The sequence below is a fragment of the Labrenzia sp. THAF187b genome (genome assembly GCF_009363375.1).
GTDB lineage: Bacteria > Pseudomonadota > Alphaproteobacteria > Rhizobiales > Stappiaceae > Roseibium > Roseibium algicola.
In genome coordinates this window covers 5,720,132-5,740,976 of record NZ_CP045344.1, presented here as the reverse complement: position 1 = coordinate 5,740,976, position 20,845 = coordinate 5,720,132, and the positions used below count along the sequence as shown (strand labels likewise).

At 58.7% G+C, this 20,845-nt stretch carries 21 protein-coding genes and 1 tRNA gene; 16 read left to right on the top strand and 6 right to left on the bottom strand.

The window, feature by feature from the left end; genetic code table 11:
* Positions 1 to 378: 378 nt before the first annotated feature.
* Together FIV03_RS26355 and FIV03_RS26350 are read left to right on the top strand one after the other, a co-directional pair.
* Positions 379 to 3,792: an ATP-binding protein gene (locus FIV03_RS26355; RefSeq protein WP_152511549.1), complete on the top strand. Its 3,414-nt coding sequence runs from the start codon at positions 379 to 381 to the stop codon at positions 3,790 to 3,792.
* On the top strand, positions 3,779 to 4,708 hold the full coding sequence (locus FIV03_RS26350) for a DNA-binding response regulator (protein ID WP_152511548.1): 930 nt from the start codon (positions 3,779 to 3,781) through the stop codon (positions 4,706 to 4,708). Before FIV03_RS26355 ends, FIV03_RS26350 begins: the two co-directional genes overlap by 14 nt.
* 270 nt (positions 4,709 to 4,978) lie before the next feature.
* Here the strand turns inward: FIV03_RS26350 and FIV03_RS26345 are convergent, their stop codons facing one another.
* A complete protein-coding gene (locus FIV03_RS26345) occupies positions 4,979 to 5,329 on the bottom strand; it encodes a hypothetical protein (protein WP_152511547.1) in 351 nt (116 codons plus the stop codon).
* A gap of 84 nt (positions 5,330 to 5,413) precedes the next feature.
* Between FIV03_RS26345 and FIV03_RS26340 the strand changes: the two genes are divergently transcribed.
* A complete protein-coding gene (locus FIV03_RS26340; protein ID WP_173013952.1) occupies positions 5,414 to 5,830 on the top strand; it encodes a LysR substrate-binding domain-containing protein in 417 nt (138 codons plus the stop codon).
* Between the two features lie 269 nt (positions 5,831 to 6,099).
* On the opposite strand, the gene FIV03_RS26335 is transcribed toward FIV03_RS26340, so the two are convergent.
* On the bottom strand, positions 6,100 to 6,981 hold the full coding sequence (locus tag FIV03_RS26335) for a LysR substrate-binding domain-containing protein (RefSeq protein WP_152511545.1): 882 nt from the start codon (positions 6,979 to 6,981) through the stop codon (positions 6,100 to 6,102).
* Positions 6,982 to 7,076: 95 nt separating this feature from the next.
* On the opposite strand from FIV03_RS26335, the gene FIV03_RS26330 reads away from it, so the two are divergent.
* Positions 7,077 to 7,967, top strand: a complete 891-nt coding sequence (locus tag FIV03_RS26330) for a PhzF family phenazine biosynthesis protein (RefSeq protein ID WP_152511544.1) — start codon at positions 7,077 to 7,079, stop codon at positions 7,965 to 7,967.
* Between the two features lie 41 nt (positions 7,968 to 8,008).
* Here the strand turns inward: FIV03_RS26330 and FIV03_RS26325 are convergent, their stop codons facing one another.
* From FIV03_RS26325 to FIV03_RS26315, 3 genes are all read right to left on the bottom strand, one after another.
* Entirely contained in the window at positions 8,009 to 8,800 is a 792-nt protein-coding gene (locus tag FIV03_RS26325) for a hypothetical protein (protein ID WP_152511543.1), read from the bottom strand.
* 6 nt (positions 8,801 to 8,806) lie between these two features.
* Complete coding sequence (locus FIV03_RS26320) at positions 8,807 to 10,111, bottom strand: hypothetical protein (RefSeq protein ID WP_055658446.1); 1,305 nt, start codon at positions 10,109 to 10,111, stop codon at positions 8,807 to 8,809.
* A gap of 251 nt (positions 10,112 to 10,362) precedes the next feature.
* A tRNA-Thr gene (locus FIV03_RS26315) sits at positions 10,363 to 10,437 on the bottom strand.
* Between the two features lie 605 nt (positions 10,438 to 11,042).
* On the opposite strand from FIV03_RS26315, the gene FIV03_RS26310 reads away from it, so the two are divergent.
* Positions 11,043 to 11,225: a hypothetical protein gene (locus tag FIV03_RS26310; RefSeq protein WP_152511542.1), complete on the top strand. Its 183-nt coding sequence runs from the start codon at positions 11,043 to 11,045 to the stop codon at positions 11,223 to 11,225.
* 175 nt (positions 11,226 to 11,400) lie between these two features.
* Entirely contained in the window at positions 11,401 to 12,690 is a 1,290-nt protein-coding gene (murA, locus tag FIV03_RS26305; protein ID WP_062489663.1) for a UDP-N-acetylglucosamine 1-carboxyvinyltransferase, read from the top strand.
* A 79-nt stretch (positions 12,691 to 12,769) separates the two neighbouring features.
* Here murA and FIV03_RS26300 read toward each other — a convergent pair whose 3' ends face one another.
* Positions 12,770 to 13,258 carry a DUF3124 domain-containing protein gene (locus FIV03_RS26300; protein ID WP_152511541.1) on the bottom strand — a complete coding sequence of 163 codons (489 nt, stop codon included), beginning with the start codon at positions 13,256 to 13,258 and terminating at the stop codon, positions 12,770 to 12,772.
* A gap of 156 nt (positions 13,259 to 13,414) precedes the next feature.
* Here FIV03_RS26300 and FIV03_RS26295 point away from each other — a divergent pair, with 156 nt between their 5' ends.
* From FIV03_RS26295 to FIV03_RS26250, 10 genes are all read left to right on the top strand, one after another.
* The gene (locus FIV03_RS26295) at positions 13,415 to 13,627 is read left to right on the top strand and encodes a hypothetical protein (protein ID WP_022999898.1); all 213 of its coding nucleotides are present in this window, start codon (positions 13,415 to 13,417) and stop codon (positions 13,625 to 13,627) included.
* A gap of 148 nt (positions 13,628 to 13,775) precedes the next feature.
* Positions 13,776 to 14,213 (top strand): DUF2948 family protein, encoded by a 438-nt coding sequence (locus FIV03_RS26290; protein ID WP_152511540.1) that lies wholly within the window; start codon positions 13,776 to 13,778, stop codon positions 14,211 to 14,213.
* A gap of 42 nt (positions 14,214 to 14,255) precedes the next feature.
* A complete protein-coding gene (hisD, locus tag FIV03_RS26285) occupies positions 14,256 to 15,563 on the top strand; it encodes a histidinol dehydrogenase (RefSeq protein ID WP_077293138.1) in 1,308 nt (435 codons plus the stop codon).
* Positions 15,564 to 15,593: 30 nt separating this feature from the next.
* Positions 15,594 to 16,097 carry a UPF0262 family protein gene (locus FIV03_RS26280; protein WP_152507233.1) on the top strand — a complete coding sequence of 168 codons (504 nt, stop codon included), beginning with the start codon at positions 15,594 to 15,596 and terminating at the stop codon, positions 16,095 to 16,097.
* Positions 16,098 to 16,102: 5 nt separating this feature from the next.
* Positions 16,103 to 16,555: an arsenate reductase ArsC gene (locus tag FIV03_RS26275; RefSeq protein ID WP_022999902.1), complete on the top strand. Its 453-nt coding sequence runs from the start codon at positions 16,103 to 16,105 to the stop codon at positions 16,553 to 16,555.
* Between the two features lie 15 nt (positions 16,556 to 16,570).
* Positions 16,571 to 17,185 (top strand): GNAT family protein, encoded by a 615-nt coding sequence (locus FIV03_RS26270; protein WP_152511539.1) that lies wholly within the window; start codon positions 16,571 to 16,573, stop codon positions 17,183 to 17,185.
* 117 nt (positions 17,186 to 17,302) lie between these two features.
* Positions 17,303 to 17,521: a translation initiation factor IF-1 gene (gene infA / locus FIV03_RS26265; RefSeq protein WP_006939340.1), complete on the top strand. Its 219-nt coding sequence runs from the start codon at positions 17,303 to 17,305 to the stop codon at positions 17,519 to 17,521.
* Positions 17,522 to 17,564: 43 nt separating this feature from the next.
* Positions 17,565 to 18,191 carry a Maf-like protein gene (locus tag FIV03_RS26260; protein WP_006939342.1) on the top strand — a complete coding sequence of 209 codons (627 nt, stop codon included), beginning with the start codon at positions 17,565 to 17,567 and terminating at the stop codon, positions 18,189 to 18,191.
* A gap of 88 nt (positions 18,192 to 18,279) precedes the next feature.
* A complete protein-coding gene (gene yacG, locus FIV03_RS26255; RefSeq protein WP_031268946.1) occupies positions 18,280 to 18,483 on the top strand; it encodes a DNA gyrase inhibitor YacG in 204 nt (67 codons plus the stop codon).
* 487 nt (positions 18,484 to 18,970) lie between these two features.
* The gene (locus FIV03_RS26250) at positions 18,971 to 20,566 is read left to right on the top strand and encodes a bifunctional metallophosphatase/5'-nucleotidase (protein WP_152511538.1); all 1,596 of its coding nucleotides are present in this window, start codon (positions 18,971 to 18,973) and stop codon (positions 20,564 to 20,566) included.
* Positions 20,567 to 20,845: the final 279 nt, after the last annotated feature.

Here is a 20,845-nt window from a genome sequence, read left to right as displayed (position 1 = left end):
AAGGCTCGTCTGGAATTGTGCAGTGCCGCAATGCGTCAGTTGCTGTGGGTTATTTGACTTATTTCTCCGCACTGCCGCATGTGAAAGACTTCCATGTTTGGAATAAATTCATAGTCCAAAAATCTGAAATTCGATCGTAATGTAAGTTGTCATTCGTATTTTTTGAATTCGAACGATTTGTATTGGTGGGTATATTGGGATTTTTTAATATTTTTTGAATGAGGCATAGAAATTGCTAGGAAGTTCGTCGATTGACGGTTGTTGATCAATTCGAGGGGGAGGTCGCAAATCTTGAACAAAAATGTGCATGAAAAATAGATGCAATGCACAATGAGTGGGCTGGCGCGCCGGTTCCGGCGGGCGGGATGGTGATGGGCAATGGGTAGTCATCAGCGGGTTGTGCGCCTGCGGAGAACATACAATCAATGGGTCGCAAACCAGACCCTGGAGGACTTTGCGCTCCGTTTCACCGCCAAAAGCGCTCGCCGCTGGTCTCCGGTCTGGGTTGCCAACACCGCGCTGGGCGCAATTTCCTTCCTGGCCCTTGAAGCGATCGGGGCTGCCGTCACCTACAACTACGGTTTCACGAATGCCGTCTCGTCGATTGCCGTCGTCTGCCTGCTCATCTTCATTACCGGCCTTCCGATTGCCTATCATGCCGTGAAATACGGCGTGGATATCGACCTGCTCACCCGCGGAGCCGGGTTCGGTTATATCGGCTCGACAGTAACCTCGCTGATCTACGCAAGTTTCACCTTCATCTTCTTCGCTCTCGAGGCGGCCATCATGGCAACGGCGCTGGAGCTGTACCTCGGTGTGCCGCTCAACATCGGCTACCTTCTGTGCACGCTTGTGGTCATTCCGCTGGTGATCTACGGCATCACCCTGATCAGCCGGCTGCAGATCTACACTCAGCCGCTCTGGATCGTGTTGCAGATCCTGCCGTTTGCTTTCCTGGCCTGGCAGGGCGTGGCTCCGCTGGACGACTGGCAGAACTTCTCTGGCCGGCTGGGCGACGAGGGCGGCCAGTTCAGCCTCCTGCTTTTCGGTGCTTCAAGCGCCGTTCTGTTCTCGCTGATCGCACAGATCGGCGAACAGGTCGATTTCCTGCGCTTTTTGCCGCGCCAACGGCGCGGGCACAGGCTGAAATGGTGGTTCGCCCTTCTGGCGGCAGGTCCAGGCTGGATCCTTATCGGCGCGGTGAAACTGCTGCTGGGGTCGTTCCTGGTGGTTCTGGCCCTGCAGAGCGGCCTCAGTCCGGACAAGGCAATCGAACCGACGCACATGTATCTGGTCGCCTTCACCAAGGCCACGACGCCGGAGGTGGCAGTCGCCCTGACAGGGCTCTTCGTGATTGTCTGCCAGGTCAAGATCAACGTGACCAACTCCTACGCCGGCTCCATTGCCTGGTCGAACTTCTTCTCCCGTCTCACCCACAGCCACCCGGGCCGGGTGGTGTGGCTGGTCTTCAACGTGTCGATTGCACTCGCGCTCATGGAGCTTGGTGTCTACAAGGCGCTGGAACGCACGCTCGGTCTTTATTCCGTGGTTGCCGTTGCCTGGATCGGCGCGATCTTTGCCGATCTTGTCATCAACAAGCCGCTTGGGCTGAGCCCGAAACATATCGAGTTCAAGCGTGCCCATCTGTACGACATCAATCCGGTCGGCCTTGGCTCTATGGGCGCGGCGAGCCTGATCGCCCTCATTGCCTATTCCGGGGTGTTCGGCCAGACCGCTCATGCGCTGGCAAGCTACATTGCCCTCTTTACCGCCATTCTCCTTGCCCCGCTGATCGCCTATGCGACCGGCGGCAAATATTATATCGCCCGTGAACCGGTACGGGCTGTAACCTCCGACGGCGAACGTCCCCCCGACATTCAATGCTGTATTTGCGAGCATACGTTTGAGCATGAGGACATGGCGCATTGCCCGGTCTATTCGGGGCCGATCTGCTCGCTATGCTGCTCGCTCGACGCGCGCTGCGAGGATGACTGTAAACAGGAAGCACGCATCGGCGACCAGGTCACCGTGCTGCTTCATTCGATCCTTCCAGACCGGATCGCCGGATGGATGAGCTCCCGGATCGGGCTTTATTTCAGTGTCATGATCCTGATCACCGCTTCGCTCGGGGCGATCCTGTCGCTTGTCTATGTCGAGGCGGAAACCATTTCGCCGGGGGCGGGCAGCGAAGGGGTCGGCAGGGCGCTGACCCAGGTCTTCTTCATTCTGCTGGTCACCTCGGGTGTTATGGCCTGGCTGTTCGTTCTTGTTCACGAAAGCAGGAAGTTCGCCAATGAGGAAACAAGGCGCCAGACCAGCCTTCTGATGAAGGAAATCCGCGCGCACAAACGTACCGACGCCAAGCTGCAGAAAGCCAAGGAAGCCGCGGAGGCCGCCAACGAAGCCAAGAGCCGTTATGTGGTCGGCATCAGCCACGAATTGCGCTCGCCGCTAAATGCGATCTCCGGCTACGCCCAGCTGATGCGCAAGGACCCGGCAATCCCCGCCCACAGACGTGACGCCGTGAAGGTGATCCAGCATTCGGCCGATCACCTGGCCGGGCTGATCGAGGGCCTGCTGGACATCTCCAAGATCGAGGCCGGGCATCTCACAATTTACCGGGAACGGTTCAACCTGCATGAATTCCTGGCACAGACCGTCGACATGTTCCGCCTTCAGACCGACGCCAAGGAATTGCGTTTTCTGTTCGAGCCTGCGGAAAACCTTCCGGTCTTTGTGTTCGGCGACGAGAAGCGCTTGCGGCAGGTCCTGATCAACCTGTTGTCGAACGCCATCAAATGGACAGATACAGGAAGCGTCAAACTGAAGGTGTCCTATCACAGCCAGGTTGCCGAATTTGCAGTGGTCGATACCGGCATCGGCATAGCTCCGGAAAATCTCGAGCGGATCTTCAATCCGTTCGAACGCATAGAGGAAGACGGCAAGGAGGCCGTTCCCGGGACGGGGCTCGGTCTGACGATCACCAAACTTCTGAGCGAAGTGATGGGCGGTGACATCCAGGTTTCAAGCACGGTTGGTGCCGGCAGCACGTTCAAGGTTCGCATGCTGCTGAGCGCTGCGGAAGCGCCAATCCAGGCGGGGCGGGCGGAAAAACGCATTCGCGGGTATCACGGTCCGATCCAGACGGTCATGGTTGTGGATGACGACCCCGCCCAAAGGACGCTGGTCAGGGATTTCCTGTCGCCGCTCGGTTTCAAGGTTCTTGCCGCGGCAAGCGGCCGCTCGTGTCTGGCGATGGTACAGGACGAACGTCCCGATGCCTTTCTGCTCGACATAAGCATGCCGGGCATGAGTGGCTGGGACCTTGCCTGCAAGCTGCGGGAAAGCGGATTTGGCGATGCGGTCATCATCATGATTTCGGCCAATGCGGATGACAGTGGCCGGGACCCGGTGCACCGGATCTATCATGACGACTACCTGGTGAAGCCCGTGAGACTGCAGGAATTGCAGGACAAGCTTCAGCTGGCATTGAAACTCGTCTGGCGCACGGACGACCCCGCGGCAGCACCGCCTGTAGAGGGCCTGCGATCGTCGGGCAGGGCGATATTCGAGAAGGCCTGCCTGCCGTCGGAGGAGAGTCTCGGGATTCTAAAACAGCTGAGCGACATCGGCTATGTGCGAGGAATCAAGGCAAAGCTCGACGACATCGAGGCGCATGAGCCGCATGCGGCGGACTTTGTCCATCACATGCGGCGTCTCATCAAGGAATTCGATCTCACCCAATACGACAAGCTTCTGGAAAGGCTCGGACATGATCATGAATGCTCCTAGTCAGGCCGAGACGGTGCTGCTGGTCGATGACACACCTTCTTCCCTGGGCATGCTTTCGGACGCTCTGGAGGAAGCCGGTTTCACCGTTCTGGTGGCTCAAAGCGGTCGAAAGGCGATAGAAATCGCAGCCCGCGTGATCCCCAATGCGATCCTCATGGACGCGATCATGCCCGAGCTCGACGGATTCGAAACCAGCAAGCGCCTGAAGGCGCTGGAAGGCCTTCGGGATGTACCGGTTCTCTTCATGACCGGACTGAGCGAGACGGAACATATTGTCAGGGGCCTGGAATCAGGTGGCGTCGACTATGTCACCAAGCCGGTCAACCCGGACGAACTGATCGCCCGTCTGCGCGTGCATATTTCCAACGCCCGGAATTCGCGCAGCGCCCATGTCGCACTTGATGCATCCGGGCGTTACTTGATGTCGGTCGACCTGTCGGGCGCCGTATGCTGGGCGACACCGCAGGCCTCCGCGCTGCTTGGTACGGGCACGGCCGAGGACGCAGCGGCAGCCGGGCAGTTGCCGGAAGCTGCCGTCGACTGGCTGCGCCATTACCTGCTGCCACAGGGAAAGGCTGCCCAGAAGGAAGAGGACATTGTTGCCCGTATCAAGGGTCGGGAGTTGCGGTTCACTTATGCCGGCAACATCAGTGCGGGTGAGCATCTGCTGCGTGTGTCGGATGTCTCGGACAGCGTGCCTTCCGAAATCCTGAAGGATGCCTTCGACCTCACGGAACGCGAAGCCGAAGTCCTGATCTGGATTGCCAACGGAAAGTCCAACAAGGAAATCGCCTCCATTCTGGACATGAGCCCACGCACGGTAAACAAGCATCTGGACCGGATCTTCGGCAAGCTGGGCGTTGAAAACCGGACCTCGGCCGCGGTCGTTTCACTGAGACGTATCCTGGAAGGCTGATCTCGAGGCGCAAGAAAGTCTTGCTGGAAGAAGCGCCGCGTCGCTTGTTACCTGGTGTCTGGCGGTGGAACTCACTTGCGTTTCACAACAGATCGACGCTCGAGACCCTCATCCGGACAAAGGCTGGATGACGTTCAATAGGCACGGGGGAGCGACCCTCGATATCGTCGCTCCAGATCGTTCTGAAATCCCTGCGGCATGAGAAATAGACTTACACTATCCCGAAGCTTTTTTCCTGTTCTCCGGGGCTCGTTTCCGTATGGAAACGGTTCAGCTCAATCGCGCTCTCGCGGCATCCTGACCGACCTGGGCGATGGTATGAGCCTGGCCATAGCCGATAAGGGGAAAGCGACCCACCGGGGGTTCAATCAAGAGGTCTGCCATCGCCTTGGTTTGGTCCCGGTGGGCGATGCCGCCGACAATGCCGGCACGCACCAGGATTTCAGGCAGGGTTGGCAGCTTCTCCGTCCGGCGTGAAAACAGGCGGGTCAACACATCAAGTGGGCCGAACCGTTCCAGGGCGGCATCGACGACCAGGTCTTCGCGGGGATTGACGTCGACCGCGATCACCTCGCCCGACCCGACACGGTCCCGCATCGCGTCGACCGGGACGTTGTTCAAAATCGCTCCATCCACCAGCAAATGCCCCCGTTTCAAGGTCGGTGGAAAAATGCCGGCCGGAGAGTTGCTCGCGCGCACGGCGAAATGGAGAAGGCCGCTGTCCAGCACCTCGGTGGTTGCCTGGGTAAGGTCGCAGGCAACGGTGATTTGGCAAAGGCGACTTTATTGCATGTCGAGGCTGAGGATGAATGCTGGCCGAGGTGGGATCAATATTTCGATGCTATGGGCCTTTCCGGAAGCGGGCAGGGCAACCGGACGTTCAGCAACTACGTTCAGGCCACCCAGGCTGCGATTGCCGGGATGGGAGTGATGCTGGGATGGGTTTCAAATTCAAGCGACCTGCTGCGGCAGGGGCAGCTCGCAGTGTTCCGGGACCAGCCGCTGTTTCCAGATGGCGCATTCCATCTGGTTCGACCGAAACACAAGGAGGCGAAAGCAGCAGCGACGACGCTGGCACGACATCTCCATCGCTGCGTCGCCGACGTATCTTCCGGCAAATAGCGCTGGCTGCTCTGGCTGGTGCCAGCTTCAGGGTGCCTATCGGAAAGCTGACGGCAGTCCCTGGACAGTCTCTGTCAGCCGACGCGTTTTTTGCCAATGCAAGTGCCAGTCAGCAAAGTGGACATTCTTGTCATTGCCTCTCCGAACAGTGGTCTTGCGACATGAGGCGCGCCATGACCGCATCCGGAATGGTGTCCTGCGCGTTTTTGCTGATCGGCACTGCACATTGAGATCAGCGATATTTTCAGTTTGTCGAAATGCCCGCTGCCTCAGACAGCCGCTGCGCAGGTTTGGTGCAGCCAGGCACGAAATTTCCTGACTTGAGGCCGGCGCCATCTCGACGCTGTCGAAACAGCCCAGTATCCGAGATTAGCATCCCATCTCGGAATGTCTGGTCTCACCAGAATGCCGGAGGCAACGGCGTCACGCGTCAGAACGGGCCATGCCAGCCACAGGCCCTGACCGGAAACAGCAGCCTCGTACGATAGTGACGCGTCAGGCACACGGACCACCGGGTGTCGGGAAGGGTCGAGATGCTTACCGCCTACACTGGAAGACCATTGGGTCCAGGAAACAAGGCTTTGCTCATCAACTATGAGCGGAACCTCGGAGGCTGTTGCCTGGGTCAGGAGTGCTTTGCTGAGGCCAGGAGTGCAGACGAGTTCGATCGACTGGTCGACGATCTTTTCGGTTTTCACATCCGGCCACTCGCCTTTGCCAAATCTGATGGCTATGTCGATGTCTTCCCGATCGAAATCGACCAGTCGGCTGGTGGTGACGAGCCTGATCTCTGTATCCGGATGTTCCGCGTTCCAGTTCACCAGGCGTGGCACCAGAAATCGCGCAGCAAAAGCGAGACCGCACGAAACGGTAAGCAAGGGGCGAGGCTTGGCGCTTATCTCGGCCAACCCGTCCGAAATCACCTGAAACCCTTCCGTGAGTTTTGGCAAAAGCAACCTGCCCTTCGCGGTGGGAACCAAGCCCGTATCCGTCCTGTCGAACAGCGTTACCTCGAGTTGCGCCTCAAGCAGACGTAGTTGGTGGCTCACCGCACTTGGCGTCACATTGAGGCTGGATGCCGCCCGCGACAAACTGCCTAAACGGCCTACAGCTTCCGCTGCTTGCAGTGACTTTAGAGACGGTTGTGGCATCTGGTGTGCAATTTTTCTCAATACTGTTGAAATAGATTAGATTGCTAAATCCCGCGTATTCAAGAGAATTATTCGCGAAACAGAGAGGAATTCAAATGAATATAACGAATAAAATTCAACAGTATGCGATCATTGATGTGTTTGCCGAGAGGCCGCTGCGCGGCAATCCTCTTGCTGTGGTTCCAGACGCGGATGACCTGGACGAGCACACGATGCGCGCGATCGCCGTCGAATTCAATTTATCGGAGACATCATTTGTCCTGGCGCCTACAGAGGCTTCTGCGGACTTTCGAATTAGATCGTTTACGCCGACCGGAGACGAAGTGTTTGGTGTCGGCCATAACGCACTAGGTGTCTGGTGGTGGTTGGCAGAAACGGGCCAACTAGGTGAACGCACCTCGTTTGTTCAGCAATTGGGGGACGAGCTTCTTCCAGTTTCGATCGGGCGGGAAAATGGACGGGCCACTGTCTCCCTGGCTCAGGCCATGCCGCGCCATATTGGCGACGTCGGGGACTTGCAGGCGCTTGCCGAAGCACTGGGGCTCGACAAGACTGAACCGGCCCTTGGGCCGCAGGAAGCGGTCGTGGTCTCCACTGGTGCGGCGCATATGCTCGTCAGGCTCGTTTCCCGCGACGAAGTTGACCGCGCGGAGCCTAACGCCTCCATGCTTCTTCTGCTGTTGGAGCGTGCCGGTGCGCAAGGATGTTATGTATTCACGACATCTGGTGAAAAGAGTGGGGAAGCCTATGCTCGCTTCTTCAATCCAACCGTAGGCATTCGGGAAGACCCGGCAACAGGAAGTGCCGCAGGCCCACTGGGGTGGCTATTGGCCAACCGCAGCGGTGCTGGGGGACAAGAAACGTTCACGGTCGTACAGGGAGTTTCTATGGGTAGGGAAAGCCATATTCGGCTTCTCGTGTGCCCCGACGCTGTTGAACTGACCGGTTCCGCTGTGCTCACTGCAACGGGCCAATTGCATCTGTAGCTTTTGGAGCGGGCTCAGACCCGACCTCTGCTGAACGGCGCTCAGTCCAGGATTTCCGTCGCGAGCCGGGTGCCGAGAAGCTCATCTTCAACCAGGATGTAGATTTCCTTGGGGGGCGTATTGAGAGAATGGACCATCAGGCCTGGATCGATACCCATCTCGATCAGGTATTCCATCGTTTCCCCCTGGCCGTACTGAATCTCTTCCACCGCCAGGAAAACAGGCATGTAGCCGGGGGTGTCATAGTAGTGCTGATGCATGCCTACGGCAGCATCCTTGGAGGCTGAACGATTGACACCGGCTGCAAAAATGTAAGGACACGACGAAAGGCACACCAGACCAGGCAGCATGGTGGTATCCAGCTCAGCTGCGCGCAGGCTACGACCAATTTCAAATGCTTCACTCACATTGCCACCGGGGCTATGGAGTGAAACCACTTTGGGGGCTTCTTCCAGGCTAGCCAGGAAGCTCGTAAAGCGTTCGGCGTCTCCAGATGAGATCCGGCCCTTCAGGAAAATCGCTTCCCCCAATTCGCCCCTCTCGATCACTTCAAACTGAAGCCTGGGAGGCATGTCACCCGGAATTTTGACAGTCGACGGGGCGGGTGTCCGCATGAAGTCGGGAAAGCTTCGAGATGGATCGTAGTGTCTCACCTGATCGCCGGGTGTCGTGGGTCCGGACGGCAGTGCATCGTTGCCGCCACCCCCCGGGGTCCATTGAGCCTGCAGATGCGAAAGCACCAACAAGGCTGCCAGGATCGCCTGGGCGACCAAAACCCACTTCAGGCTGCGCTGAATGGTTATCTGCGACGTATCAAGGCGCTCGGAAAACACGTCGTGCTACTCCGCGGCATTCAGGTTTGCGGGCTCGGAAGTTTCCGCATTTGCGACACGGCGCAAGACTTCCTTGTCTGCCGCCCCCATCGAAGCCTCGACGTCCTTCATCGCATTGATTGCTGCCTTGAGATCTGCGAGCGTCAGGGTTTCCTCGATGCTCAGCCCATCCCGGCCGCTACGGATCGATGCCTGGGTGATTGCGACCACAAAGACCAGAACGGCGGGCAGGAGGTCGATCGCGATAGCACCAGCCCATGAGGGGACAAAGTTGCCTGCGTACCTGATCACAGCGTCGGCGCTTGAGATCGGATTATAGGCCGTCTCCTGTGGTGGCTCCAACGCCAGCACTTCATCGGCTGCGCGCCGCAGGGTCTGGCTGCGTTGGTCGAGGGCGTTCAATACCGATGCGATGGTGCTTGATTGAGCGTCCCGAACGCTGCTGTTTCGGCCATCAAGTTCGGGAAGAACAACAGATGCAGGCAGGTCCTCGGCTGCTCGAGCGACGAGCGGTGCAACGGAGTACTGGTTCAGGTTTGCAATAACGCCGGCAAGACGCACGCTTTCTTCCGAAAACGCGACCGACCTTTGTTCAACCGGCCCGGGGGCAACCGTCAGGGCTCGCATGCGCCCAAGGATTTCGTTGCCCCGGGCAAAGGCGGAGTCGATCAGTGGCTTTTGTTCTGAAATCTGCTCCTCAAGGTTCTGGAGCTCTTCTGTTTTTTGCGTCAGAACTCGAAAGACTGCGCCTTCACCCGCTGTGCCTGAGAGCTCGCCGGAGCGTTCCTGTTGGGCGAGTGCTTCGAATGCTTCCTTTGCACGTTGAACCTCGCGCCCGAGAGCCTGGCCCGAAAGGGCGATCTCATGTGCCTGCTCCAAAGCCGCCTGGTAGTCGCGGACTGTCGTATCCAGGTGCTGTTCGACAGCCGCCGATCCCGCAAGCGCGGCCGCGTTGAGCCAGCTAGACATGGCAATGATTGCAGCCGACCCGACAAGCATTGAAACCGAAAGTCCGATGAAACCCGCCGCACTGCGCATCGCTGGCATGAGCCGAAGCATGTAGCTCCAGAATACGAATATCCCCACTGACACGGCGACGGAATAGGCCACGGCCGCGAAGAAACTCATCGCACCCGTATCCTCCAGCAGAGAGGACACACCCAGGTAGGTGTAGATACCGGAAGCGATTGCCAGAACGCCGAGCGCCGCAGGTGTGAAGGTTTCCAGCCAAGCAAGATGAGCTTCAAGCTCCTTGGCAGTGCGAAGGCCCTTTGCTTCCGCAGCAGTCAATTTCGTCTGGCTCTCATTCATCGCATTTCCTCACAAGCTCGCAAGCAGCTTAGCTAGGGCTTTACCCCATAAAACCAAGCATTGCGGCGTTATTCCGGCAATGGAGCGCGAGGAAGAACCTTGAGGGCCCATGCGCCGTCGCGTTGCAGAAAACAGTCTTCAGATTGGCTTTTGATGAGCGCTTGGAAAACACCCGGAACAAGGATTATAGAGCGCCAGAAATCACCTTACCATTCAAGGTGTTAGCGTCTTTTGCGGGAAGAAATGTGAAATGGTGCTGCCGGAGAGATTTGAACTCTCGACCTCTCCCTTACCAAGGGAGTGCTCTACCCCTGAGCTACGGCAGCATCTGGCTTGTCTTTGGGACAGGCGCGGCGTCGAACTTTTTTGCTTGAAAAGCTTGAGTTGCAAGACGCAAGTGCTGGTGCCGATCAGCGGTGCCGACCGGAATGAGGGGGCTTTTGCCATAAGACCTTCGGGGACGCAAGCAGTGTTTTGGGATTTTTTTCCGCAGTCATTTGCTCCCTCTCGTCAAAGCCGGGACGATTGAAGGGTTGGTGCGGCAAAGCTGGTGCTTTCGGCCCTGTTTCGCCTGTGGATATTAAACAATCCTTCCGGTCGAGGCGCAGAGCAGATTGGCGTTTTCGGGAGAGGGGAGACGGGCCCTCGCCGAAAGGCAGGTGGAAGCAGCCTCCGGGGAATTGGGACGATTGGAAACAGGGAAGACTGAAGGCGGGACACAGCACCGTGTGCAGGCTTCTTGGCGCGATGAGGGTTATGTCTGATGGGGTGCAGCCTGGCCGCGGACACGTTTACGGCAGCGATGGGAAAACCGAATGCTGCTGAAGCTGGCAGGGTAGTCGGCAAACCATGCAGAAGACACAAGATGCCTAGGCAAGCTACGGGCAGCTTGCTAGACAAATGAATCACAGGATCATCAAACAGGCGCGCCATGGGCGAAAAAGACCAGCAGCACAAGTCCGCTGAAAGCGGCGGCGGAAAATCCGGCAAGCAGACAGGCGAAAAGGCGTCGGACAAAGCCGGGGCGAAATCCCGCGAAGACCGGCTGGCCGAAGCCCTGAGAGCCAATCTGCGCCGCCGCAAGTCTGCTGCCAAGACACGGGATGCCGACTGAGGACCAACGGCCGGATGTTCGGCAGGACTGTGTCGCCCCAAAATTGCCCGGTCGCAGCCGGTTGCGCGCCTTGCATGGGCCATAACTTGCGTGTAGACCGCACGTTTGATGTGAGTTTCTTGACGTATGCAAAGGGATGGCCGTGCGGTGAGCACGGTCCTGTTCGGGGAAAAACATGGACAGTATCAAGGTCGTTGGCGGTGCGGAACTGAATGGTGTCATTCCGATTTCCGGCGCGAAGAATGCGGCACTGCCGCTGATGATCGCATCGCTCCTGACGGATGAGACCCTGACGCTGTCGAATGTGCCGCGCCTTCGCGACGTTGCCCAGCTTATGCAGATCCTGTCCAATCACGGGGTCGATTACTCGGTGAACGGCAAGCGCAGTGGCCAGGATGACCTTGCCGGACAGACGCTGAACCTGACCGCCCGTGAAATCGTCGACACGACCGCTCCTTATGAGCTTGTTTCCAAGATGCGTGCCAGCTTCTGGGTTATCGGCCCGCTGGTTGCCCGCAGCCATGAGGCGCGGGTCTCGCTGCCTGGCGGCTGTGCGATCGGTACGCGGCCGGTAGACTTCTTCATCGACGGTCTGGCAGCGCTCGGCGCCGAGATCGAGATCGACGGCGGCTATGTCATCGTCAAGGCCCCGGGTGGGCTGAAAGGTGCTCGCGTCGAGTTTCCGAAGGTTTCCGTCGGCGCAACCCACACCATCATGATGGCGGCGACGCTGGCCAGTGGCGAGACGGAAATCGTCAATGCCGCGCGTGAGCCGGAAGTCGTCGATCTTGCCAAATGTCTGAAGGCCATGGGCGCGAAGATCGAGGGTGAAGGCACATCGACCATCCGCATCCAGGGTGTGCCGCGCCTTCATGGTGCGCATCACGCGGTTGTTCCGGACCGGATTGAAACGGGCACCTATGCCATGGCTGTTGCCATGACCGGCGGTGACGTTCTGTTGCAAGGCGCCCGTTCGGACCTTCTGGAAACGGCGCTCGAAACACTTCGCCAGACTGGCGCGGACATTACGCAGACCGCCGACGGCATCAAGGTTTACCGCAACGGCAACGGCATCCAGCCGGTAGATATCACCACCGAACCGTTCCCGGGCTTTCCGACCGACCTGCAGGCCCAGTTCATGGCCCTGATGACGAAGGCCGGCGGCACGAGCCGGATTACCGAAACCATCTTTGAAAATCGTTTCATGCACGTGCAGGAACTGGCTCGCCTTGGTGCCCAGATCCATGTGGACGGCCGCACGGCAATGATCGACGGCGTCTCGACCCTGCGCGGTGCTCCGGTCATGGCAACGGATCTGCGGGCGTCCGTCTCGCTGGTTATTGCCGGTCTGGCAGCAGAAGGCGAAACGACGGTCAGTCGTGTCTATCACCTCGACCGCGGGTTTGAGCGTCTGGAAGACAAGCTGACCCGCTGCGGCGCGAAGATCGAGCGCATCTCGGCCTGATAAAGCCATTGGATTACAGTGTAAAAACATGGGCGGCGTGGACTGCGCCGCACCCCATGTAATGCATTTTTCGCGAAATCTACTCCGCCGTTTGCCGCTTGATCACCCGGCCTCGTGACGTGAAAGAGGGGCCGGGACCGCCGCTGCCACTGGTCATGATGGCTTCTGCGATGGGGCTGAGGGCACCGCTATCCGACGACCACACGAGCAGGAAATTCGCCCCGACCCCGCCAGTGGTGTCGTTGATCGGGATCAGCACTGTTTTCGACTGCAGGGGTGCAAGGTCCACCGGCGCATCAAGCAGAGTGCGCAGCAAACTGCCATCCTCGTTGTGATAATCGACCTGCTGCAACGTTATGGTGGCCTCAGGGTCGACATTGTGGACGGCAAGTGTTGCCGCCAGAAGGTCGGACCTGTTCGGATGGGAAAAGACCCGCGAATAGGCCGGGACATATATGGTCTCACCCAGAACCTTCTCGGTAAAATCCTGTGACTGGACATCCATCGGCGTCTGGAAAAGAAGCAGGCTGCCTGCCAGCAGGCCGAGGCAGGTGGATCGTTTCAGCATTACGTGCCCATGCGTTCGTGTGATGGTAGGGTGTCGCCCTGATGGTACTGGCGTCACTTTCCAGAATGCGTGCCCTGATTGCAAGACGGAAGGCAGATGGCAGGTGATTACAAATCGACGCTTGGATAACCTGCGGGACGATATTGGAGCGACTGCATGAATGCACAGACAATCCGGTTTTTGGTCCAGCTGGCCTTTGCCTTCGCAGCACTGTTCGCTGTTGTCCTTGTTCCGGCGCCCTACGGGCCGTCTCTGGGCTTCTTCCTGCTTGTGTTCGGGCTCTGGCTGGGCCGGCGGATCTTCCGGCGGATTGCATCGCTGGACGAGGTCAAGGCGGATCTGCGCCAGCGGGTGGATGAAGGCCCTTGAGGGCTCCACGGTGCCGCAAGGCATGTTTCAGGGCATTGGAGATTGCCAAAACCGTTATTCCCCATTAGGCAACAGCCTTGGGACCGGGCAGGAAGTCGCTTATATGCGTCCTGCCAGACAACGCATGACCGGATCAGAACAAGAGCAAATGGACCAGCTGAAACTTGCCGCCCTTGACCAGGAAGACCTTCAGGTTCTTTCCGCCCATCTGCAGGACGCGGTGATCACCATCGCGGATATCCGCTATCTGCCGAAGGAGCAGAAGGCCGTGTTCGTGTTGAACCGGTTCGTGTGGGACAAGGAAGCCGACAAGCGATCGAAGGAACATGAGCGCCGCCGCACGGCGCTGGCCTTTGCGCAAGTCAGGGCCATGAAGGCGCAGAACATCAACCAGAAGGCCAAGGGTGCCGTCCTGGAACTGCTCGCCGTGACATTCGAGCCGGGCGAAGAGCCGGCCGGCACGATCCAGCTCGCCTTTGCCGGTGGTGGCAGCCTTGCGCTTGAGGTGGATTGCATCGAGGCGCAACTGTCGGACCTGGGCGCCGCATGGTCCACGCCGAACCTGCCGCAACACGACCTCAGCTGACCGCTCGCACGGAATGACAGACGGTGCACGGCACCGCACATGATGGAGAATTGCGTGGTTCTACGCCTTAACATCAACGACGCCCGCTTCGAAGACCAGTTCAAGGCTCTCCTTTCCGGCAAACGGGAAGTGTCGGAGGATGTCGACCAGATCGTCCGGGACATTCTCGAGCGTGTTCGCACCGAAGGCGACAAGGCAGTCCTCGACTATACGGCAAGGTTCGACCGGCTGCAGGCCGAGAGCATGGCCGAACTGACGGTGTCCGCCGCAGAAATTGACGCCGCGCTTGCAAAGGTGCCGCAGGAGACGCTGGACGCCCTGCAGCTTGCCCACGACCGCATTCATGCCCACCATGCCCGCCAGATGCCGAAGGACGACCGCTATACCGATCCAATCGGCGTGGAACTCGGTTCACTCTGGACCGCGGTAGAGGCTGTCGGCATTTATGTGCCCGGTGGTACCGCCAGCTACCCGAGTTCGGTTCTGATGAATGCCGTGCCGGCCAAGGTTGCTGGCGTTGAACGCATCGTCATGGTGGTGCCGAGCCCGGACGGGGTGTTGAACCCGCTGGTGCTGGCTGCCGCCAGAATTGCCGGTGTCACGGAAATCTATCGCATTGGCGGTGCACAGGCCGTTGCTGCTCTCGCCTATGGAACGCAGACCATTGCCCCGGTCGCCAAGATCGTCGGTCCGGGCAATGCCTTTGTGGCGGCTGCCAAGCGACGTGTCTTCGGCACGGTCGGCATCGACATGATCGCGGGCCCATCCGAAGTGCTGATCCTGGCCGACAGCGGCAACAATGCCGACTGGCTTGCTGCCGATCTGCTGGCACAGGCCGAACACGATACCGCTGCGCAGTCGATCCTGATCACCGACAGCGAAGATCTTGCAAACCAGGTGGAAGCTGCGGTCGAAGCGCAGTTGAAAACGTTGCCGCGTGAAGATGTTGCCCGTGCCAGCTGGCAGGATTACGGAGCAATCATCCTGGTGGACGATCTGGAGGCGGCAATGCCGCTAGCCAACCGTATTGCTCCTGAACACCTGGAACTTGCCGTTGCCGATCCGGAAGCGCTGCTGAAAAAGGTGCGCAACGCAGGCGCCGTGTTCCTGGGCCATTATACGCCTGAAGCCATTGGCGACTATGTCGGCGGGTCCAATCATGTGTTGCCGACCGCGCGGTCGGCTCGCTTTTCGTCGGGTTTGAGCGTGCTGGAATTCGTCAAACGCACCTCGATCCTGAAATGCAATGCGGATAACCTGCGTCAGCTCGGACCGGCGGCAATCGCTCTTGGTGAATCAGAGGGGTTGTCGGCGCACGCGCGCTCTGTTTCCATCAGACTGAATTTATAGCTCCCGATTTGAAGAAGAGGCTTCGACCAGATGAGCGAACCGCACCCGGATCCCGAACCGCAGCAAACCGGCGGAAAGCTGGTTGATGTGGTTTTGGACGAAGCCTCTATCGCCCGGTCCACACCGGAAGTGGAGCATGACCGTGCTGTTGCGATCTACGACCTGATTGAGGAAAACGCGTTTCAGCCCGTCGGACATCCGCCGGCGAGCTATGTTCTCAACCTGTCGGTAATCGAAAAGAAGCTGGTTTTCCGGATCAGGACCGATGACGACAGGGAAGTCGTCACTCATGTTTTGTCACTGTCTCCGCTGCGCAAGATCGTCAAGGACTACGACCTGATCTGCGAGAGCTATTACGAGGCGATCCGCCACGCGACACCGAGCCAGATCGAGGCGATCGACATGGGGCGGCGCGGGGTCCACAACGAAGGTTCTGCCATTTTGATGGAGCGGCTGGAAGGGAAGATAGAAGTCGACATGCAGACGGCACGACGGCTGTTTACCCTCGTTTACGCCTTGCACTGGAAGGGCTGACGGATATGGCCGGGCCGGGCATGCGTCCGACTGCGGTGCTTTTTGCCTGCGGAATGAACTCCGTACGCTCGCCCATGGCCGAGGCTCTGACGGCCAAACTCTTTCCCGGTCAGATTTATGTGCGTTCCGCCGGTGTCCGTTCCGGCAAGGTTGACCCGTTCGTGGACGCGGTCATGGCCGAAATAGGCGTCGACATGAGCCGGCACACGCCGAAGACATTCGAGGATCTTGACGAATCCGGGTTCGATCTTGTGGTCACTCTCGCTCCCGAGGCGCACCACAAGGCGCTCGACATGACGAGAACGGAATCGGTCGAAGTCGAATACTGGCCGACACTCGACCCCACCCTTGCCACCGGCAGCCGGGAGCAGATCCTGGGCGAATACCGGGCAGTGCGCGATCAGCTCATGATGCGCATCAAGAAGCGCCTGGACTGGGCGCCGCCGCCAAGCGGCTGAACCTGAAGGAACAAGATGAAATTCGAGATCACGTCCCCGGTCCTGACGGACCGGCTGGTACTGCGTCCTATGGAACCAGGCGATGCGGAGGCACTTCATGCCTACCAGTCTCTGCCGGAGGTTGCTCGTTTCCAGTTCTGGGAACCACGGAGCCTGGAGGAAATCCGGTCGAAACTGCCCAAATGGGCGGACATGAAGTGCCTGGATGGTGAAGGGACACTGGCCTTCGCGGTAGAGGAAAGGAAGGACGGTGGTGTCATCGGTGACGTTTCGCTGAGGGTGACGAACGTGGAGGCGCGCCAGGGCACGATCGGGTTTACTTTGAACCCTCAATATCAGGGTAGGGGCTTTGCCACGGAAGCCGGCCGCGCTCTGCTGCGCATGGGGTTCGAGGATCTCGGACTGCACCGCATCTTCGCCAGCTGCGATGCCCGCAACAACGCGTCCTGGGGGGTGATGGAACGCCTGGGCATGCGCAGGGAGGCTCATTTTCGCGAGCATGCCTTGTTCAAGGGCGGCTGGGACGAAGAGTTCTATTATGCAATTCTTGAAGATGAGTGGCGTGAACAGCAGGAAAATGCCGGGTTTTCCGGCGTAAATCCGGCAGGAAATGGTGATCGCAGGGGGTGATGCATAGGTTCTGGCAGTTTCTTTGCATAGCGGTGGAAAGAAAGGTTCACTTTCTGCCGCTAATCCGTTAGTTTCCCCGGCACCCGCGGGCAGGGCCCGCTTTATTCAGGATATCAAATGGCCAAAGAAGAAGCTCTGGAGTTTCCGGGCGTCGTAACAGAACTGTTGCCGAACGCGACGTTCCGCGTAAAACTGGAAAATGATCACGAAATTATTGCCCACACGGCAGGGCGTATGCGCAAGAACCGTATCCGCGTACTGGCGGGCGACAAGGTTCTTGTCGAAATGACCCCGTATGATCTTACCAAGGGGCGGATCACCTACCGCTTCAAGTAAGCGGATCCTTCAAGGTGACCCCGGCTGCAAGGCTCGCTCTTAGATGACCAATGCCCCTCAGTTGATCCTGGCCTCCGCTTCGCCGCGCCGCCTCGCGCTGCTGCAGCAGATCGGACTGGAGCCGGATCACCTCCTGCCGGCCGATATCGACGAAACGCCGAAGAAGCATGAAACACCGCGCAGTCTTGCGCTGCGCCTGGCGCGTGCAAAGGCTGAAGCCGTTCGTCAGATGGCCGATGCGTCCGAAGCGATGCAGGACAGTGTGGTGCTGGCTGCCGATACCGTGGTTGCGGTCGGCCGCCGGGCCTTGCCCAAGGCGGAGCTGACCGATCAGGCGCTCATGTGCCTGTCTCTCCTGTCGGGCCGTGGCCACCGGGTGTTCACCGGGGTGGCCGTTGCAGAGGCAAACGGCAAGGTCCGTTCCAAGCTTGTCGAAACCCGCGTGCGGTTCAAACGCCTGACGCGCAAGGACATGGACGACTATATTTCCTCCGGCGAGTGGCGTGGCAAGGCAGGCGGATATGCCATTCAGGGGCTCGCGGGAAGTTTTGTCGTCAAACTGGTCGGGTCCTACCCGGCGGTGGTCGGACTGCCCCTGGTGGAAACCGCGAACCTGCTGAGTTCGGCCGGCTACCCTGTTCATCAGGGCTGGGCGACAGCGGCGGCCTGAGGCTGTCGAGATCGTGTTCGGCAAGCCGATGAACCATCACCGGCTGCCTTTTCAGCAGTTGGCGCGAAGCTGAAATCCGGAGAGTGAAATGGCCGAAAGCCAGAAACCCGAACGGCGCATGCGCCCCTGTCCGATCTGCTCGAAATTGTCGACGCCGGACGATTATCCGTTCTGCTCGGATCGCTGCGCCAAGATCGATCTGAACCGCTGGTTCTCCGAGGGGTACACCATACCCGTGGTGGAGACCGACGATATCGACGAGAGCAATTTCCCGGACGAAGACCGCTCCTGACAGGCCTTGGCGCGTCATGTGATCCACCGGTTCGTTTGCCGGCGAAGCAGGCGCGAAGGCCTTGCCGGTATTCCAGGCAGAATTCGGAGCTTCAGTGCTCCTTTCCTGAAAATCTTCTCAAAAGTCCCTGAAAACCGCCGGCCACCGGAGTTTTCGGGAAGGCTTGCCATTTGCCTGTTCAGCCGGCTGTCACGGAACTTGGCTCGGCAGAGTTGGCGGGATTGAGCTATTTTTAGGCAGCGCTGCAAAAATATTTATCCAGCAAAATTTTTTTCAGTTTCGTGCCGCCAAACACTTGCAGCTGTCATAAAACTGCACCAAGATCTTTTTATACCGGCGATCCTGACGCCCTGAATTCCGGTTTTGTCCGGTAGGGTTGATGCCTTTTGTTGAGGGGCGTACGGGGTTTTTAAGAACACCGGGAAGCCGGCGTCAGGCGTCTCGTTCCTGATACGGCATAACCAACCTATCCAAGGGCGAGGGTCCGATGAAAAAACGTTTTCTGAGCGCCGCAGTGCTGTCCGTGACCACGGCACTGTCGACGGCAGCCTATGCCGATTATTCGCTGACGATCTTGCATACCAACGACTTCCACAGCCGCATCGAGCCGATCAACAAGTACGATTCGACCTGCGGTGAAGAGGACAATGCGGAAGGCAAATGCTTCGGTGGCACGGCGCGCCTCGACACGATCATCAAGGATCGCCGCGCGGCCAGCAACAACACGATCCTCGTCGACGGTGGTGACCAGTTCCAGGGCACGCTGTTCTATACCTATTACAAGGGCAAGGCTGCCGCCGAGTTCATGAACAAGCTCGGCTACGACGGTATGACCGTCGGCAACCATGAATTTGATGATGGACCTGAAGTCCTGCGCGGGTTCATGGATGCGGTCGAGTTTCCGGTCCTGATGTCCAACGCGGATGTCTCGAAGGAGCCTCAGCTTGCCGATGTGCTGAAGCCTTCGATCGTTATCGAACGCGGCGGTGAGAAGATCGGCCTGATCGGCCTGACGCCGGAAGATACAGATGAACTGGCCAGCCCCGGCGCGAATATTTCCTTCACCGATCCGGTTGCGGCCGTAACCCGCGAAGCGGAAAAACTTGCTGCCGAAGGCGTCAACAAGATCATCGTCCTCAGCCACTCCGGCTATAACGTCGACAAGGAAGTTGCTGCCAAGGCACCGGGCATCGACGTGATTGTCGGCGGCCACTCCAACACTTACCTGTCCAACACGTCGGACGATGCCGAAGGCCCGTATCCGACCATGATCGACGGTCCGGACGGAACGCCGACCGCTGTCGTTCAGGCCTACGCCTATGGCAAGTTCCTGGGCGAGCTGAACGTGACCTTTGACGACAATGGCGTCATCACGGAAGCTGCCGGCGAGCCGATCATCATCGACAACACCATCGTCGAAAATCCGGAACTTGTTTCCCGCATCAAGGAACTCGCCGAACCGCTCGACGAAATCCGCAAGGAAGTCGTTGCCCAGGCCGATGCTCCCATCGGCGCCGACCGGGAAGTCTGCCGGGCCCAGGCTTGCGAAATGGGGATCCTGGTCGCGGATGCCATGCTTGATCGCGTCAAGGGCCAGGGTGTCCAGATTGCCATCCAGAACGGCGGTGGTCTGCGTGCCTCCATCGACGCCGGTGAGATCACCAAGGGCGAAGTCCTGACAGTGCTGCCGTTCCAGAACACGCTGTCCACTTTCGAACTCAAGGGGTCCGACGTGATCGCGGCTCTTGAAAACGGCGTCAGCCAGGTGGAAGAGGGGGCAGGCCGTTTCCCGCAAGTCGCCGGTCTTAAGTATTCCTTCGACAAGACCAAGCCCGCCGGTGAGCGGATCTCCGATGTCATGGTGATGGAAGGCGACAGCTACGTTCCGCTGGATCCGGAAAAGGTCTACGGCGTGGTGTCCAACAACTACATGCGCGGTGGCGGCGACGGCTACAAGATCTTCGCAACCAACGGCATGAACGCCTATGACTTCGGCCCGGACCTGGCCGATGTGGTTTCCGAGTATCTTGCCGGCAAGAACGGTTACTCGGCCTACACGGACGACCGGATCACCGTGAAATAAGATCTTCAGGATCGTTGATGACTGTCAGAAGCGCGCCATCCGTGGCGCGCTTCTTTCGTTTGCATGTCGGTATTTGGAGGAGGTCGGGTGCGTACCGCAGCATAGAGGGGATGACTTGACTGTGGATCAGAGGGCCTCCGACCACGTGCCTTGTTGGGACAGAAGCCCAGATATAAGTGACACAGAACGAAACGATTTTACTCAGCCACGGGAAAGATATTGTTTTTCAGAAGGTTAGTGGGTCTGAAAGTTTTCAACAGGTGAGGTGAGGCCGTTCGG

What these genes read in the sequence shown, in the direction of transcription:
- infA (WP_006939340.1), top strand. Translation starts at nt 17,303, where the DNA reads ATGGCCAAAGAAGAAGCTCTGGAGTTTCCGGGCGTCGTAACAGAACTG.
- yacG (WP_031268946.1), top strand. Translation starts at nt 18,280, where the DNA reads ATGGCCGAAAGCCAGAAACCCGAACGGCGCATGCGCCCCTGTCCGATC.
- FIV03_RS26355 (WP_152511549.1), top strand. Translation starts at nt 379, where the DNA reads ATGGGTAGTCATCAGCGGGTTGTGCGCCTGCGGAGAACATACAATCAA.
- murA (WP_062489663.1), top strand. Translation starts at nt 11,401, where the DNA reads ATGGACAGTATCAAGGTCGTTGGCGGTGCGGAACTGAATGGTGTCATT.
- FIV03_RS26275 (WP_022999902.1), top strand. Translation starts at nt 16,103, where the DNA reads ATGGCCGGGCCGGGCATGCGTCCGACTGCGGTGCTTTTTGCCTGCGGA.
- FIV03_RS26260 (WP_006939342.1), top strand. Translation starts at nt 17,565, where the DNA reads ATGACCAATGCCCCTCAGTTGATCCTGGCCTCCGCTTCGCCGCGCCGC.
- hisD (WP_077293138.1), top strand. Translation starts at nt 14,256, where the DNA reads ATGGAGAATTGCGTGGTTCTACGCCTTAACATCAACGACGCCCGCTTC.
- FIV03_RS26280 (WP_152507233.1), top strand. Translation starts at nt 15,594, where the DNA reads ATGAGCGAACCGCACCCGGATCCCGAACCGCAGCAAACCGGCGGAAAG.
- FIV03_RS26350 (WP_152511548.1), top strand. Translation starts at nt 3,779, where the DNA reads ATGAATGCTCCTAGTCAGGCCGAGACGGTGCTGCTGGTCGATGACACA.
- FIV03_RS26295 (WP_022999898.1), top strand. Translation starts at nt 13,415, where the DNA reads ATGAATGCACAGACAATCCGGTTTTTGGTCCAGCTGGCCTTTGCCTTC.
- FIV03_RS26320 (WP_055658446.1), bottom strand. Translation starts at nt 10,111, where the DNA reads ATGAATGAGAGCCAGACGAAATTGACTGCTGCGGAAGCAAAGGGCCTT.
- FIV03_RS26340 (WP_173013952.1), top strand. Translation starts at nt 5,414, where the DNA reads ATGGAGAAGGCCGCTGTCCAGCACCTCGGTGGTTGCCTGGGTAAGGTC.
- FIV03_RS26335 (WP_152511545.1), bottom strand. Translation starts at nt 6,981, where the DNA reads ATGCCACAACCGTCTCTAAAGTCACTGCAAGCAGCGGAAGCTGTAGGC.
- FIV03_RS26300 (WP_152511541.1), bottom strand. Translation starts at nt 13,258, where the DNA reads ATGCTGAAACGATCCACCTGCCTCGGCCTGCTGGCAGGCAGCCTGCTT.
- FIV03_RS26330 (WP_152511544.1), top strand. Translation starts at nt 7,077, where the DNA reads ATGAATATAACGAATAAAATTCAACAGTATGCGATCATTGATGTGTTT.
- FIV03_RS26270 (WP_152511539.1), top strand. Translation starts at nt 16,571, where the DNA reads ATGAAATTCGAGATCACGTCCCCGGTCCTGACGGACCGGCTGGTACTG.
- FIV03_RS26250 (WP_152511538.1), top strand. Translation starts at nt 18,971, where the DNA reads ATGAAAAAACGTTTTCTGAGCGCCGCAGTGCTGTCCGTGACCACGGCA.
- FIV03_RS26290 (WP_152511540.1), top strand. Translation starts at nt 13,776, where the DNA reads ATGGACCAGCTGAAACTTGCCGCCCTTGACCAGGAAGACCTTCAGGTT.
- FIV03_RS26310 (WP_152511542.1), top strand. Translation starts at nt 11,043, where the DNA reads ATGGGCGAAAAAGACCAGCAGCACAAGTCCGCTGAAAGCGGCGGCGGA.